Annotated in this window: 13 protein-coding genes and 1 pseudogene; 7 read left to right on the top strand and 7 right to left on the bottom strand. The window is 63.1% G+C overall.

Annotation, left to right across the window (positions count from 1 at the left end; all coding sequences use genetic code 11):
• Positions 1 to 48: 48 nt before the first annotated feature.
• The 3 genes from GXN78_RS30695 to GXN78_RS30685 all read left to right on the top strand — a co-directional run bounded on the left by GXN78_RS30695 (position 49) and on the right by GXN78_RS30685 (position 2,919).
• Positions 49 to 558: a helix-turn-helix domain-containing protein gene (locus tag GXN78_RS30695; protein WP_239142877.1), complete on the top strand. Its 510-nt coding sequence runs from the start codon at positions 49 to 51 to the stop codon at positions 556 to 558.
• Positions 559 to 686: 128 nt separating this feature from the next.
• Positions 687 to 854 carry a hypothetical protein gene (locus tag GXN78_RS30690; protein ID WP_164255698.1) on the top strand — a complete coding sequence of 56 codons (168 nt, stop codon included), beginning with the start codon at positions 687 to 689 and terminating at the stop codon, positions 852 to 854.
• On the top strand, positions 844 to 2,919 hold the full coding sequence (locus tag GXN78_RS30685; RefSeq protein WP_164255700.1) for a recombinase family protein: 2,076 nt from the start codon (positions 844 to 846) through the stop codon (positions 2,917 to 2,919). Before GXN78_RS30690 ends, GXN78_RS30685 begins: the two co-directional genes overlap by 11 nt.
• Positions 2,920 to 2,931: 12 nt before the next feature.
• Here GXN78_RS30685 and GXN78_RS30680 read toward each other — a convergent pair.
• Both GXN78_RS30680 and GXN78_RS30675 read right to left on the bottom strand, forming a co-directional pair.
• Positions 2,932 to 3,393 (bottom strand): annotated as a pseudogene (locus GXN78_RS30680) (DDE-type integrase/transposase/recombinase); the annotation flags it as partial.
• A 192-nt stretch (positions 3,394 to 3,585) separates the two neighbouring features.
• A complete protein-coding gene (locus tag GXN78_RS30675; RefSeq protein ID WP_106561467.1) occupies positions 3,586 to 4,236 on the bottom strand; it encodes a TetR/AcrR family transcriptional regulator C-terminal domain-containing protein in 651 nt (216 codons plus the stop codon).
• Between the two features lie 117 nt (positions 4,237 to 4,353).
• Here GXN78_RS30675 and GXN78_RS30670 point away from each other — a divergent pair, with 117 nt between their 5' ends.
• A complete protein-coding gene (locus tag GXN78_RS30670) occupies positions 4,354 to 4,929 on the top strand; it encodes a peroxiredoxin-like family protein (RefSeq protein WP_106561466.1) in 576 nt (191 codons plus the stop codon).
• Positions 4,930 to 5,033: 104 nt separating this feature from the next.
• On the opposite strand, the gene GXN78_RS30665 is transcribed toward GXN78_RS30670, so the two are convergent.
• Positions 5,034 to 5,282: a DUF6429 family protein gene (locus GXN78_RS30665; protein ID WP_106561465.1), complete on the bottom strand. Its 249-nt coding sequence runs from the start codon at positions 5,280 to 5,282 to the stop codon at positions 5,034 to 5,036.
• Positions 5,283 to 5,672: 390 nt separating this feature from the next.
• On the opposite strand from GXN78_RS30665, the gene GXN78_RS42275 reads away from it, so the two are divergent.
• Together GXN78_RS42275 and GXN78_RS30655 are read left to right on the top strand one after the other, a co-directional pair.
• Positions 5,673 to 6,014, top strand: coding sequence for a hypothetical protein (locus tag GXN78_RS42275; RefSeq protein WP_258187316.1), 342 nt, complete (start codon positions 5,673 to 5,675; stop codon positions 6,012 to 6,014).
• Between the two features lie 232 nt (positions 6,015 to 6,246).
• Entirely contained in the window at positions 6,247 to 7,491 is a 1,245-nt protein-coding gene (locus tag GXN78_RS30655; protein ID WP_164255936.1) for an IS4 family transposase, read from the top strand.
• 1,210 nt (positions 7,492 to 8,701) lie between these two features.
• Here GXN78_RS30655 and GXN78_RS30650 read toward each other — a convergent pair.
• The gene (locus GXN78_RS30650) at positions 8,702 to 11,074 is read right to left on the bottom strand and encodes a DNA polymerase II (RefSeq protein WP_106559203.1); all 2,373 of its coding nucleotides are present in this window, start codon (positions 11,072 to 11,074) and stop codon (positions 8,702 to 8,704) included.
• 217 nt (positions 11,075 to 11,291) lie between these two features.
• Between GXN78_RS30650 and GXN78_RS30645 the strand changes: the two genes are divergently transcribed.
• Positions 11,292 to 11,933 carry a hypothetical protein gene (locus GXN78_RS30645; protein WP_106559204.1) on the top strand — a complete coding sequence of 214 codons (642 nt, stop codon included), beginning with the start codon at positions 11,292 to 11,294 and terminating at the stop codon, positions 11,931 to 11,933.
• A gap of 565 nt (positions 11,934 to 12,498) precedes the next feature.
• Here the strand turns inward: GXN78_RS30645 and GXN78_RS30640 are convergent.
• The 3 genes from GXN78_RS30640 to GXN78_RS30630 are packed head-to-tail and all read right to left on the bottom strand — an operon-like array spanning position 12,499 to position 14,170.
• Positions 12,499 to 12,966 carry a hypothetical protein gene (locus GXN78_RS30640; protein ID WP_106559205.1) on the bottom strand — a complete coding sequence of 156 codons (468 nt, stop codon included), beginning with the start codon at positions 12,964 to 12,966 and terminating at the stop codon, positions 12,499 to 12,501.
• Positions 12,963 to 13,730, bottom strand: a complete 768-nt coding sequence (gene stbB / locus GXN78_RS30635) for a StbB family protein (protein ID WP_106559206.1) — start codon at positions 13,728 to 13,730, stop codon at positions 12,963 to 12,965. Before stbB ends, GXN78_RS30640 begins: the two co-directional genes overlap by 4 nt.
• A complete protein-coding gene (locus tag GXN78_RS30630; RefSeq protein WP_106559207.1) occupies positions 13,727 to 14,170 on the bottom strand; it encodes a hypothetical protein in 444 nt (147 codons plus the stop codon). The genes stbB and GXN78_RS30630 overlap by 4 nt, the downstream gene beginning before the upstream one ends.
• Positions 14,171 to 14,426 lie beyond the last annotated feature (256 nt).

Here is a 14,426-nt window from a genome sequence, read left to right as displayed (position 1 = left end):
CTGGCCTAATTCATTCAAGTTCATTGGATCAGAAGGAGCAAATCCATCTTGACGTTGCATGCAGTGCGGCATATTATGATTTACACAACAAGAACCACTGCGACCATGCCCAAGCCTGCCAACAAGCTCGACCGATTGCGCGAGGCGGGCATCCTCAACGTGCAGCCCAGTCGGGTTCAGGCCGACTGGTTCCACCCCGGCGGGTTCTTCGACGCCAACGACCTGGTGCAGGTCAAGTACGAGATGCTTCGCCACGCGCGGCAAGACGGCGTCACCAAGGCCGAGGCGGCCAGCTTGTTCGGCCTGTCGCGACCGACCTTCTACCAGGCCGAAGCCGCGTTCGAGCGCGACGGCGTTGCCGGGTTGCTGCCGCAACCGCGCGGGCCGAAGTCAGCCCACAAGCTCACCGCCGAGGTGATGGACGTCATCGAGTCGCACCACACCGGCAGCGGCCCGATGCACGCACGCGAGATGGCCAAACTGGTTCACACCCAATTGGGTGTCAAGGTGCACCCACGCAGCATCGAGCGGGCAATCGCTCGCAAAAAAAAACGCTGACACCTTCTTCGACGAACACCTCGTCGAGTCTGCCCAGCGATGCGGCCGCGGCCTACGAGTGCATTCGCGCCGACGTAGTGGCCGGTCGAGGCCGTCCAGACGCTCTGGGCGCAATCATCTTCCACGGCATGTGGCACGGCCTGCGGGTGTTGCGCGCCACCGCGGCACCCTCGACATCTTCAGTGATCGCGCCGCCGACATCGGCGGCACCCACCGGCACGCTCGATCGCCAGCTCGTGCGCCTGCTGGCCGACATGGTGCTGGCGACCCAGTTAGAGGTACTTCATGCCCAGTGATTCTGCCCTGAAGGTCGACGCCGACCACTTGCGCCGTGATGCGTTCCTGTACGTGCGGCAATCCTCGTTGCGCCAGGTGTTCGAGAACACGGAGAGCACCAAGCGCCAATACGCGTTGCGCGAGCGTGCGGTGGCGCTGGGCTGGCCGCTGGAGCACGTGATCGACAGCGACCTGGGCCTGTCCGGTGCGCAGGCACGCGACCGCGACGGCTTCCAGAGTCTCGTCACCGAGGTTGCGCTCGGCCACGCCGGCATCGTGCTGGGGCTGGAGGTCTCACGCCTGGCACGCAACAACGCCGACTGGCATCGCCTGCTTGAGCTGGCAGCCATGTCACGCACCCTCATCCTCGACGAGGACGGGGTCTACGACCCGTCCCACTTCAACGATCGCCTTCTGCTGGGTCTGAAGGGCACGATGAGCGAAGCCGAACTGCACATCCTGAAGTCACGCCTGCAAGGTGGCATCCTGAACAAGGCACGCCGAGGTGAGCTGGAGATGCCCTTGCCGATCGGGTTGGTGTACGACGGCGCTGGTCACGTCGTTCTCGACCCCGACCGCCAGGTCCAGGACACCGTTCGATTGCTGTTCGAGATGTTCAACGACCTCGGCTCTGCCTGCGCCGTTGTGCGGCGTCTGCGCAAACAGGAGGTACTGTTCCCGCGACGCATCCGTCGAGGAATCGGCAAGGGTGATCTGCTGTGGGGCCTGATCGACGTCTCGCGGGTATTGCAGATCTTGCACAACCCGCGCTACGCGGGCGCCTTCGTCTACGGCCGTTCGCGCATCTTCTGCAACGCGCAACTGCGGCCGGTGCAGCGAGACGTGGGGCAGCAGGATTGGAAGGTGCTGATCCGCAATGCCCATGCGGGTTACATCGATTGGTCGCAGTTCGAGCGCAATGAACTCAGGCTGCGGCAGAACCTGGGCTTCGCCCCCGGAGAGCGGGGACGCATGCCGCGCGAGGGCAATGGCCTGCTGCAGGGGCGCGTGTTGTGCGGCAAATGCGGGGCACGCATGCGGGTGCACTACGAGTCTCTCAGTGGCCAACTGCGTGCGTACTACCGCTGCTACGAAGAGGTCGTGCGCCGAGCCGGCAAGCCGTGTCAAGCGGTTCACGGACCGGCGGTCGACGCGGCGGTCAGCGCCTTGCTCCTGCAGACCGTGGCGCCGGCGGCGATCGAGGTCGCACTGGCCGTGCAGGATGAGATTGCGCAGCGCATCGAGCAGGCCGCCGCGCGGCGTCAGGCGCAGCTTCAGCGCACGCGCTACGAGGCCGAGTTAGCCCGCCGCCGCTACGCCAAGGTGGATCCGGACAACCGCTTGGTGGCCGATGCGCTCGAGGCGGAATGGAACCAACGCCTGCGCGAACTCGACACCTTGCAGCAACAGCACGAACGCCAGCAGCACGAGGATGAGGCTCAACTCGACGAGCCGGCGCGCAAGCGCATCGTCGACCTGGCGCGCGACTTCCCTCGGGTCTGGAACGACGCCAGGACCAGTGCGTTGGAACGCAAGCGCATGCTGGCATTGTTGATCGAGGACGTGACGTTGGTGGCCGGGCCGAGCATTGCGGTGCACGTACGCTGGCGCGGCGGACGAACGCAAAGCCTTTGCGTCGACAAGCCGCGGCCCATCGCGCAGATCCGCAAGACCCCGCCGGAAGTGGTCGCCCTCATCGACGAGTTGCTCGAGACCTCTACCGACCGGCAGATCGCCGTCAAGCTCAACGCGCTCGGGCATCGCAACTGGCGCGGCGAAGCGTTCACGATGAAGAAGGTCATCCTGGTGCGATACGCCTACGCGCTCAAGAGCCGCTTCGAGCGGCTGCGCGAGCGCGGCATGCTCACTGGCGAAGAGGTCGCCAAGCACCTCGGTGTGTCCTCGACGACCGTTCATCAACTCGGCCGTCTCGGCGTCCTCAAGCGCCACCTGTACGGCAACAATCATCGATGCTTGTACGAACCGCCCGGCAACGTCACACTGGTTAAAGGCGCCGGCAGCCGATACGGCGGTCGGCCCCCACGCCTTATTGCCGCTCAACTATCCGAACAAGGTGCAGTATGAAGTCCACGCCTTGGTCTGGGGCCGGTACGGCCTGGTGAAGCTGTGCTTGATGCCCAAGGCTTGGCAAGTCTTGGCGAACAGGCGTGAGCGGTAGGCCGAACCGTTGTCGGTGATCAGGCGCTTGATCTTCATGCCCAGCGCCTCGTAGTGCGCCACCGCCGCCTCGAGGAACTCCACGGCCGAGCCCTTTCGCTCATCGCCGTGCATCTGCACGAAGCCCACGCGGGAGTGATCATCGATGGCCACGTGGGCGAACTCCCAGCCTGCGCCGTCCACCGAATCGCGCCGGTTGCCCGTCACGCGGTGGCTGGGACGCACGATGCGCCCGAGCTTGTTGGTGTCCATGTGCGGCAGTTCGCCTGGCGCCTCACACTCGTAGCGCATCAGCGGGGCCACCGGATCGAGCGCCTTCAGGCTGGACAGTCCCAGGCGGTCCAGTAACCGGCTGACAGTGGCAACGCTGCGTCCCACAACAGCGGTTCGCGTCGCCCCCGAAACGCTTGTTGTGCAGCACCTGAGCTTCCTCATTGAAGGTCCGCAGCCGACAGAGGCCCAGGCGTCGGAGGTTCGGGCCCGAAGCGGGATTCATGCCGACGTGCCTCTCGGCCGGAATCACCTTCGCCCCCTATAGAAGGAATACCGCCCGCCACCGCATGCTTCGAGGACTCAGCGGCCTGAAACAATCTCAGTGCGCAACCCATCGACTAGGAGGGCCAGCCCTGCGCGAAACTCGGTCTCAGCGTCACTGGCCGAAGCTGCCGTTGCGATTTCAATCAGATGTGGAAATCGGTCCTGAGAGAGAGCTTGAAATCGAGCAATTGTCTCGCTGGCGGACTCGCCTGCCTGTAGCGCAAGCGGTCCAGCGAGCTCGGCCTGGGCAGCGCCCATGATGAGCGCAGACACGGCTCTGAAAGCGATGAGAAGGCGGTCTCCCGTGCGTCCGCTGCGCGCCAACGTTCGCAGCAGCGCCTCGGTCACTTCGAACACAGCCGGGGAACGGCTGCGCCTGGTCAGGATGAGTGGTACGACGTGCGGGTGGATTCGAATGGAGCGCCACAACTTGACGGCGATGGCCTCCAGCTCCTCGTGCCAGGCGAGGTCATCGTCGGGCGCCCATTGGGCTTGACCGATGACAGCCTCGACCACCAGGAGTTCTAACTCCTCTCGCTGCGAGACGTAGTTGTAGAGGGTCATTGCCCCGGTTTCAAGCTCGCTGGCCAAGGCGCGCATGGTCAGGCCCGCGAGTCCCTGCGCATCGACAAGCGCGAGCGCGGCTCGCTGGAGTTGCTCACGGGTGAATCTTGCAGGACGTCCCACGCTTGACTCCGTTCTGACTTGGCCGGTACATTACGTAGACGTACATTGTACGTTAATAATCGACTTCGAGCCTCCCGCGGCCAAGACCCGCATCTGCAACTCGTTCAAAGAAGATTCATGAAGCTCGCACCTGGCGATATCGCACCCGCAATGGCCCTGGAAACCATACGCGGAGAGCGTCTGACCGTGCCGGATGCTTCTGCGCGGCTGGTTCATCTGCAGTTCCGTCGCTTTGCAGGCTGTCCGGTATGCAACTTCCATCTTTTGAGTCTCGCAAGAAGGCGCCAGGACCTCGAGGCGGCGGACATTCGTGAAGTCATCCTCTTTCACTCATCGAAAAACGAGATGCTCGCGTATCAGGCCCAGCTGCCCTTTGACTGTGTCGCTGACCCAACCAAGCAACAATACCGTCGGTTCGGTGTGGAAACGTCGAAATGGGCAGCGTTGCACCCGCGCGTATTCTGGGCGGGTCTGCGGTGGATTCTGGCGACCGGCCGGTTCTACAACAAGGCTGAAAATGGAATCCTAGGCTTGCCTGCAGATTTCCTCGTCGACTCGCGGGGCTTTATCGCAGCGGCCAAGTACGGCCTTCACGCTGACGACCACTGGGACGCTGATGAGCTGTTGCAGCTCGTGTCGGACCTGCGTCGCGTCGGCGATGCAGGCGCCCACCGGATCCCGGCAACGCGATAGGAATCACGTCCCGTCATTTGCGGGCACTCGAGCCGACGAGACCCGCATTGCCCAAACTCGGGGTTTGCAACGCACGTCCGGTCCTGGCCCGGATTCTGCCGCAGCTACTGAGGCTCCGGTGCCGCCCCGTGGGTCCCAAAATGCTTGGCCGCGAGGTCCTTGGCGCGGCGCAGCCCCTCGTCAGTCAGGTAGACCGATTCTTGGCGGCCATGCGGCACCGTGATGAGTCCCTTTTCATGCAGACCATCCATGGTTGCGAAGTCATAGCGCTTCCATACGCGTCCGTTCTCGAACTCGAAGACGCCGAGCAACGCCAGAAGCACCTCTTCGACCTTGACCATGTCGTATTTCATGGCATCGCCCCTCAAAGTTTCGCGCGACGGTAGAGCCCCTGGAGGGCGCTCACCTCTGATCGGCTGCGGCCGATGCACGACGCCAGTCTAAATTTACGATGGTACTTTGGCCACTCGGCCTTGGCTCAGCCAGGATGGTTTGCCCCGGTTGGGAGCTGCGGGCTCAACTTTGCGCACAGAGATGAAAGCAAGTAAGACGAAAAGGGCCGCGTCCTGGAGCGACATCAAGGCCAGGCTGACCCGCTTCGACCGCGACGGCCTTGTCGGCTTGGTGCACGACTTGTACACGGCCAACAAGGACAATCAAGTATTCCTTCACACCCGATTCGGGCTGGCAGAGGAGTCCTGAAGCCGTACAAGGCCACCATCAACCGTTGGCTTTGGCCCGACATGCTCAGGAACCAGAACGCGTCCGTCGCCGAGGCCAAGAAGTCCATCGCGAACTACCAGAAGGCCATTGGTCAATCAGATGGTCTGGCAGAACTGATGGTCTACGACTGCGAGCGTGCGTCAGGGTTCAGTGCCGAAGTCGGCCTGCAGGATGAGGGCTTTTATATCGCGTTGGTGCGAATGTTCGAACAGGCGTTGCAGGCCATTACGAGACTGCCGGCTGCGCAGCAGCCCCCGCTCATGGAGCGTCTGGATGCCGTGCATCACATCAGTCAGAACATCGGCTACGCCGTCGACGACGCCATGAGCAACCTATTGTTCGAGTACGGCACCTACGGCTGACGACGACGTTCAAGGCTGGCTTCTGGCCGGCGACGCATCCAGCCATCGTTTATCGACAAGACTCAAACGGATGCGAGCCGATCCACCGGATCAGGGAAGCGCTCACGCCGCGAACGTCGGCCTTCTCGCGAATTCTGCGGCGCGGCCGACCGCCCGCTCATCGCCCAATACTGTTCGATTAGAGCAATGTCGCCTACAATTGCTTCCGTGGCAACTCGATGGCGGACGGGATATGGCACGGACGAAGGCAGTGTTGGGCGAGGGAGCCAGGCTTAGCGACTTCTTGGCGGCCAGTTTGCTGGCCCGGGTGGTACCAGCCGATGTCGTGCACGCTGTGCTGGACGAGCACGGCTGCAACAGCCAACGCATTCGCAGCTTCCCCGCGGTGGCTGGGGTCTACTACTGCATGGCCTTGAGCCTGTATCCCGAAGCAGCCTACGAAGAGGTCTTCGCCGTCGTCTCTCAGGGTCTGGCCTGGGCCAATGGGGCCGCGCAGCCGGCACTTGTGGCCAAGTCTTCCATTAGCGCTTTGCGCAGCCGCATCGGCTCGGCACCCTTGAGCGACTTGATCAAGCGCTGCTGTGTGCCTTTGGCCAATCCCCAGGATCATCCGCAAGCGTTCTTTGCCGGCTTGCGGCTTGTAGCGTTTGACGGCAGCACGTTCGAGCTACCTGACGAGGCTGATAACGCGCGGGATTTCGGTTACCCGAGCAGCAGTGCGATCACCGCTGGCCATGCCGGCTATCCGCAGGCTCGCTGCGCCGTATTGATCGAGTGCGCGACACACGCCATTCTCGGTGCCAAGATTGGGGCCTTTAGCGATGGCGAGCGAGGGCTCGCGGCCGCGTTGCTGCCGCGTCTCGAGTCAGGCATGCTTTGCATGGCCGACCGGGGCTTCAACTCCTTCGAACATTGGCGTCAGGCCACAGCCACGGGAGCGCAGTTGCTATGGCGATGCGGGAGCACGTGGAAGATGCCGGTCCAACGCGTGCTCGATGATGGGTCGTTCCTCAGTGTCATCCGCCCCAGCAATGTTCCCCGAGCTGAGGCCGAGCAGCAAGCCATGGCGGTGCGCGTGATCGACTATGAGTTGCCGGGCTTGGATGACGCGCAGCCGCGCTACCGACTCCTGACGACGTTGTTGGACCCGCAGCGCGCACCCGCCATGGAGCTGGCAGCGCTGTATCACCAGCGCTGGGAGATCGAGTCCGTGTTCGATGAACTCAAGACGCATTTGCGGCAGAGCCGGCGGGTGCTCCGAAGCAAGACACCCGAGCTGGTGCGTCAAGAGTTCTACGGCTGGGTGCTGGCGCACTACGCGGTGAGATGGCTGCTGCATCAAGGGGCCTCCAACCACCGAATACCTCACGCCGAGCTGTCCTTCAAAGGACACGTAGAACTCCTCCGACGTACGCAGCCCCACTCCGGGGCCTTTCCCCCCAGCGAGGCCCAAAAAGCGACGACGCTGGTTCCGTGAACTGCTCCAGGCCAGCGGCAGCATTCGCGCATCGAGGACTCTCAATCGGCGTTCTCCGCGGATGGTCAAACGACGCACCTCACCGTACGCGGGTCACGACCGCGCCGCTCCGACTCGCGTACTCGTGGACTTCGCGCCCTGCTTGTTCTCAGGGCCACCAGGTGCCCCAATACAAATTGTCCGGCGCTCCGGCGTGCGGCCATGGTCGCCAACCAACCCTTCAGGCAGCTTTTCTAATTAAGCGAACAGTATTGGCTCATCGCCGGATTCTGCCGGAGAGCTTCGGGTCGCGCGCGGCCTCCATAGCCGCCGAGTTACATGCGCTCATGCCGCTCCAGAATCACAACCAGTCCACCGGGCTGCACGCCTTGACTCGGTCTGCCGCAGGATTCTCCGCAGAGCAAGCGCTGAGGCACTCAGTGTTTTCTGCAGTGGCGCCTGCCACGGACGCTGGCTTCGTGTCGCAGCGGGCCTTGCAAGCACGCTGTGTCCGCAGGAATGAGCTCACGTCAGACTGCCCTCGATCGGCAGCCGCAAGCAGCGTTTCTCCGTCCAGGTACTTCATCCGGGGCACGAGGTAACTCCGGAGTCGGCGCACGTCTTGCTCGTACCCTGCCTGCGCTTGCCGGAAGCCGTCCTGTTGCCACCCGGGCGCCGGCAGAGAGGCGAGCGCTTGAGCATCCTTGGCTTGGCCATTCAGCACGCTGATGCAGTACGCCGATTGAGTTTCGATGCTGGAAGGGGTCTGGCGCTGTGCTTGCGCACTGCAGGCGAGCAGCGAAAGGATGAGGGCGAGCAGAGCTCTGAACATTCCCAAGTCTAGCCACGATGCGGCATGGTTGGTGCTGGCTCAGGGTGTGCATGAGGGGCGCTTGAGAGAGCTGGCGCATCAGTGCGCCGTCGATGACCTGATTTCATCATTGAACGCTCATGCTGGAGGTCGACCACGGCGGTCTGCTTGTGACCGACTGTCGTCGCCGACTGCACGCAGCGGCCAGCGCGGAATGCCGCGAAGCCTGAGCAGAGGAATTCAGTGCACGCTCCTCGTCGCACCGTATTCTTGGTTCGCCGGACGCTGCGCCAGCGGGTGGCGTCTTTCTGGGTCGCTATGCAACGTCTGGTTGGCACCCGTGTGCCGTCTGAGAAACCGGTCCACGATTGGCCACTGAGACTTGCCTCCCGACGGAAGGTTCAAGACCTGGGGGGACGTTCAGAAAAGACCTTGCTGTGAACTGGTCAGGGCCATGAAATTCTCCCCCATCGGCTGGAGGATGGCGTCGGCAATCGGCTGGAGCTGCTTGCTCAGGTAGTGTTCGTAGTCGATGCGGGAATGGCGCGTCTCCAGCGGCTCCGGCCCGTTCCGAGTCATGACGTATTGAATCCAGCCGCCTTTCTGGTACTGCTGAGGCCGATGGACCCGACCGTTGTACTCGTCGGCGATGCGCGCGGCGCGGACCTGCGGCGGTACGTTGACCTGGTAGGCATCGAGGCGATGGCGCAGGCGCTTCCGGTAGATGAGAAGGTCGTCCTTCCGGCCGGCCAACGTCGAGCGCGCGTAGTCGGTCACGAACTCCTTGTAAGGCTCGCCCTGGAAGATGCGCGACAGCAGGCCCTCCTGGAACTGGCGCGCCAACGGCGTCCAGTCGCTGCGGGCCATCTCCAAACCGCGGTAGACCATCTCTTCCCTGCCCGTCGCATCCACGCTCAAGCCTGCGTAGCGCTTCTTGCTGCCCACGTCCGAGCCACGAATGGTCGGCATGAAGAACTTCTTGTAGTGAGTGTCGAACTCGATCTCGAGGAAGTTCTCCAGCCCGTGCTCTTCGCGGAGGGTGCGCGTCCACCAGTCGTTGATGTCCCTCGCGAGGTTGGCCGCGATGGCGTGCGCTTCCTCGTTGGTGTGCGTGCGCTTGAGCCAGATGAAGATGGAGTCGGTGTCACCATAGATGGCCTCGTAGCCCCGGCTCTCCACGAATTCGCGTGTGAGCTTCATCATCTCGTGTCCCCGCAGCGTGATGGCGGAGACGACCTGAGGATTGAAGAAGCGGCAGTCGGCCGCACCCAGCACGCCGGCGAAGGAGTTCATGAGCAGCTTCAGGGCTTGCGACAGCGATTCGTTCTTGACTCGCTTGGCCTCGTCCCGAGCCCGCCAGAGGGTGGTCACGATCTCCGGCAGGCAATGCTTCTCGCGCGAGAACGAGGTCCCTCGCGGGCCCTTGATGACCCTTGCCGGGTCGCTGGCGTTCGAGCCTTCCACAAAGCCCACAGGGTCGACCAGGAACGTTCGAATGATCGATGGGTAGAGGCTCTTGTAGTCCAGGACCACGACCGAGTCGTAGAACCCTGGCTTCGAGTCCATCACGTACCCACCGGGGAAGGCCTTGTTCGGAATCTCGCCCACGTTCGGCGCCACATAGCCCAGGCGATGCATCCGCGGCAGATAGTGGTGACTGAACGCGGCAATGGAGCCACCGAGGTGGTCTATCTGCAGGCCCATGGTGTGGGCACGTTCCATCATGAACTGCAGCAGCTTCGCCTTGTCGAAGATGCGCAGAACCAGCTCGCAGTCTCGAATGTTGTAGAGCGCAAGCGCGGGCTTGTCCTCCTGGTACCGCCGCTCGATCTCGGCCATCTTGTCGTACTCATCGCCGATGGCCTTGCCCTCGCCCAGCAGTTCTTGTGAAACGGCCTCCAGGCTGAAGGAAGGAAAGCTCCACGACGCGGCTTTGAGTGCGTCGATGCCGTCGATGACCACCCGGCCGGGCATGGCCGCGAACAGATAGCCCTGCTTTCCCGGATGGGTCCGCCAATCGATGGGCCGACGCTCTCGCCCGAGAAGGAACTTCGCCCCACACGCGTCGGCTGCCTTCTGAAGGACTCGCAGGTCGAACTGAATGACGTTCCACCCGATGATGACGTCCGGGTCGTTCCTCTCGAACCAGTCATTGAGCCTCTCCAGCATGGCCTTGCGGGTTGGGCAAAAGATGAGCGAGAAACTGATGGGCTCCCCCGGCTCAGGGGGCGGCTCGCCCAGCATGTAGACCACACGGCCTTCCTTACCGTCCAGCGCAATGGAATAGAGCTCCTCGTATTGACTCGTCTCGATGTCCAGCGACACCACTTTCAGCACCGGCCGGAAATCGGGCGCAGGCTTGATCTTGCAGTCGACGATGGTGGAGCGGTCGGCCCTGCCTCCCTCCACCAGCACGCCAGCCGTGATGAATCGCTCCATCAGGTAGCGGTCGTGCGGGCGCACGTCGGCTTCGAGCAAGGGAATGCTCTGGGTCCGGAGGGTACGTGCCAATTGACCTAGTTGGCGGAAGTGCTTGGCATAGACACCGACCACAGGTACCTGATGGAAGGTCTTCAGCTCGAGCTCACGCAGTTGCATCTCCGGCATGGCGGCGAGGTGCGCTTCAACCGACGCCCTGTGCTGTGTTTCGACGAATGCGACGGAGGTCTGCGAGGTCAGGACGACCTTCCTCGGCCCCGCATCTGTTGCCAGCCAGTACTCGATCTCGGTGCCGGCCGTGACATCACGCCAGCGACGAGTGAGGATGAAGCCCTTGAGTTCGGTGGGGAGCACAAGCGCTTAAGAAATCGTGTGGCAAAGAAAGGCGGGCTTGCGCATGCCCGATTTTCGCCGAGTTAGGGCCGGATTCCGCAGGCAGGCAGGCGAGCGGCGCGTTGTGGCCGCCAGCCGCTTGTGACGCGCTTCATGTTAAAACCAAACCCGACCTCCCTGTGTTCGCATGCGGCAAGGGACGGTGGTCATGACGTAGTCGCAGTTCTCCCCAGCCCGAATGAGTGCCGCAGATTTCCTCCTCGCTCCAGAAGTTCAGAAGTTGCTGAAGGTCGTTTTCGCAGCACCGACCCATCAGTTTTCCGTTGCAGAGCTCGCCAAGAAGGCCAGGTTGGATGCAGACGATGTTGAGCGGACGCAGGAGCATCTCATCAAGAGCGGCATCCTGACCAGGCACAGGTCGGCGGCCGACGAATCTGGGACGGTCGGGGCGAACATGTCGTTCGTTTTCTACACTGAGCTTCGGTCTATTGCGCTCAGATCGTTCGCTGCCGCGGAACCCCTCCGCACGATGCTGCGGTCTAAGTTCAAGGATTCTGTTCTGCGTGCCTACATCCTCGGAGAAGGCAAGGACGCCACGATTGAACTGCTTGTGGTGCACGGCCAGCAGGTCCCTGATGAGGTGGCAATGTCGGCGGCTTGCGAGAAGGTCTCGGCCGCTATTGGCCGGCACCTTCAGGTCCACGTCATTTCTAGCAAGCGTCACGCTTCCCTCGCCATGCGCGACGACCTTGGCCGGAAACTGGCTGCTCCCAGTGCGTTCGAGATCATTGCAGAAGGCGAAACCAAGGCGAGGCGTGGCGTTGAGCGCGGAGGCTTCCTGCAGAGTGCCAAAGAGAAACTGGTGGCCCTGGCTCGGTAGGTGGCAACGGTCTCACTGGGCGGTGTTCGCGCCAGCGACCCGAACGGGCCCGAGGGCTCCTGGCCGCGCGGGCGGCCGAATACTCAATGAAGAGGGTGTCGATGGTCCGGGTCCACTGCTCGGTGGCTCTGCGTCGGCCGTCGGCCTGCATGTTGCCCTGGAGGCTCGGCTCGGCTCGGCGTCCGACTGGTGTTGCTGGTTGAAAGGGCTGGGGCGGGAGAGGCTGGAACGGCGACACCGGCCCGGCGAAGGATGGTCTCTTTCAGGTCCGTGGTGAGCATGGCGGTCTCCTGCAAGCGCCGTTCCAGCTTTGCGCAGTCCGGAGCACCCGCGCCGTCGGCGATTTCTGAATCGCGTTTTGGGCCGGCCGGCGCACCGGGGCGCCGGCCGGCCCCATGCAGAAAAAGTGAGGGCCGATCGAGGGAACGCAAGGTCCGCAGCAATGCGCAAAGCGGCGTGAGCAAGGCGAAGGCGCTTGCGGTTGTCGCCACTTTGCGCAGCCAACACCACTTTAGAAGACGAGACGGAACTGCAAGGCGATCGGGCGAGGCAAGCCTCGCCGGCTCTATTTGCGCATGACTTCGTGCACCTTGATTCGAGTGCCCGCGTCGAGGGACGACCAGGCCGACTGCAGGGCGCGGCCGATTCGGGCCTGCTCGAGAAGGTCGCGACCGACGAAGCAGAGAACCGCTGTCACGAGCGCGGCGGACAGCAAGGCACTTCCCACCGATGCGGCGAGCACCGCCAGCCAGGCACCCGGTCTTCCAGGTTTCGCTGGCGGCACGGCACCGGCGCTTCCCATCGACGCTTCGATGCGGGCGGCGGAGCCATTCAGTTTTCGGCCGGCTTCGAGCAGGGCGGGTTGCGCATCGACGGTCCGCTGAACCAGCGCGCCGAGCGTCTCCAGGTCCGCGTTGAGTTCCTCGCGCACGGCCTTCAACGTCGCCGCGACTTCGTCGGCCTGCTTCAGCAGAGGCTCGACGTCCTCCAGCAAGACCCTGAGCGCCGCGTGCTGGGCGCTGGTCGGGCTCATGCCCTTCGGGCCTTGACCGTCGTCGCTGCGCCCGGGAACAGCGCGCGGTGGACCTGCGAGAGGTTCTCGTGCGCGGTCACGGCCAAGTCGTGCGTCATCTGTCCCGACATCGCACGCTCCAGCGCCACCAGGTCGCCGGCTCGCTTCGCCTCGCTGCGTGCCGTCTTCCAGTCAGTGGCGTCGCCTGCCAGCTCCATGATGGTTTTCTTGCTGGACTTCGCCAGCTCATAGACCTCGTTCAACGTCACGACCGCGTGCGGCTCGAACACCGCCTTGCCCTTGCCGTCGGTGGCGGCGTAGCCGGCGACCTGCGCATAGACCAGCTCGATCGGCTCCAGGCCCTCGGTCGAATACTGGTTGAAGAGCACGCGCACCTTCCTCCCGTCAATGCCGAGCGTGTGCAGCCAGTCAATGGTCGCGATGGTGTCGCGCTGCTGCTTGTCGGCCGGCACGGTCGGCACCAGCACCAGGTCGAACTCGCCGACCGCGCTCTTGAATCGTGTCATCTCGGTCATGAAGGCCGCGACGTTCGAGGCCCCGACATCGACGATCACTTCGTCGTTGAGCATGATTTCCCGGAAGATTTCCTTGAACCGGCTGGCACTCAGTTCCTCGACATCCAATGCCTCCACGTCGTTGACGTTGCTGGCGTTGATGGACTCGACGCTGATGATCTTGGAGGCGGGGGCGAAGGCAGCGAGCAGGTGCACGGCCAGGGTGCTCTTGCCGACATTGCCCGAGAGGTTGAGGACACAGATTTTCATGGGCGGGTCTTCCGATGGAGGTCTCGGGCAACTTGTGCGTAGTCGCGCGAGGCCACTTGCTTGGCCCCGGCCAGCGCGTCGAGGACGTGCGTCGGGGAGGAGAAAGAGCTTTCGGGCTCCATCTCGGCCGCGCCAACCGTCGCTCGTGAAGCTCGGCTTGGCTCAGGCTGTGAGCTCGCGTGAGGCGCCGCGGGCGCTCCGGCCCTGCGCACCGCGCGCTTGCGAGCCCTGACGAGGCAGACCCGGTAGTTGTTCCAACTGGCCTCGAGGCCGCCCGCCAGCAGGCGCGCATGGATGGCCGAGTGGCTGTGGCCCAGCCGATGGGCTTCCGCAATGAGGTCCCGCAGGCGCGCGATCACGGTCGACGTGCTTCGCAGCTTCTCCGCGACCAGCATTTCGGTGCGTTGCTGAACAAGATCGAGGATGTTCTGATTCTCCATGCTGCTGGATAAACGTCACATTCAACGCTACATTGTGGCGAACCAAATCGAGTTTGTCTTGCAAATCAGGATAAATGATGAGTACATCCAGGACGCAGCAGGAGTACACCTTGAGCACACTTTGGACGCAGTCTGCCTTCGGCCTACTGTCACGCTCTCGGCCGATCCTTCGGCTCGGCCGACCCGTTTTCCTCTTTGAAGGTCGCGTTTTGGCGGATGGCACAGGGTTCGCCGACTCGCCTAGGGGCGATACACC

It is taken from the genome of Variovorax sp. WS11 (assembly GCF_010499245.1).
Classification (GTDB): Bacteria; Pseudomonadota; Gammaproteobacteria; order Burkholderiales; family Burkholderiaceae_C; genus Variovorax.
Note: the sequence above shows the minus strand (reverse complement) of the source record. Positions and strands in the feature narration are given on the sequence as shown.

Excerpts from the sequence above, each read along its gene's own strand:
- GXN78_RS30630 (WP_106559207.1), bottom strand. The coding sequence starts at position 14,170 with ATGGAGAATCAGAACATCCTCGATCTTGTTCAGCAACGCACCGAAATG.
- GXN78_RS30645 (WP_106559204.1), top strand. The coding sequence starts at position 11,292 with ATGAGTGCCGCAGATTTCCTCCTCGCTCCAGAAGTTCAGAAGTTGCTG.
- GXN78_RS30670 (WP_106561466.1), top strand. The coding sequence starts at position 4,354 with ATGAAGCTCGCACCTGGCGATATCGCACCCGCAATGGCCCTGGAAACC.
- GXN78_RS30655 (WP_164255936.1), top strand. The coding sequence starts at position 6,247 with ATGGCACGGACGAAGGCAGTGTTGGGCGAGGGAGCCAGGCTTAGCGAC.
- GXN78_RS30640 (WP_106559205.1), bottom strand. The coding sequence starts at position 12,966 with ATGAGCCCGACCAGCGCCCAGCACGCGGCGCTCAGGGTCTTGCTGGAG.
- GXN78_RS42275 (WP_258187316.1), top strand. The coding sequence starts at position 5,673 with ATGCTCAGGAACCAGAACGCGTCCGTCGCCGAGGCCAAGAAGTCCATC.
- GXN78_RS30685 (WP_164255700.1), top strand. The coding sequence starts at position 844 with ATGCCCAGTGATTCTGCCCTGAAGGTCGACGCCGACCACTTGCGCCGT.
- GXN78_RS30690 (WP_164255698.1), top strand. The coding sequence starts at position 687 with ATGTGGCACGGCCTGCGGGTGTTGCGCGCCACCGCGGCACCCTCGACA.
- stbB (WP_106559206.1), bottom strand. The coding sequence starts at position 13,730 with ATGAAAATCTGTGTCCTCAACCTCTCGGGCAATGTCGGCAAGAGCACC.
- GXN78_RS30665 (WP_106561465.1), bottom strand. The coding sequence starts at position 5,282 with ATGAAATACGACATGGTCAAGGTCGAAGAGGTGCTTCTGGCGTTGCTC.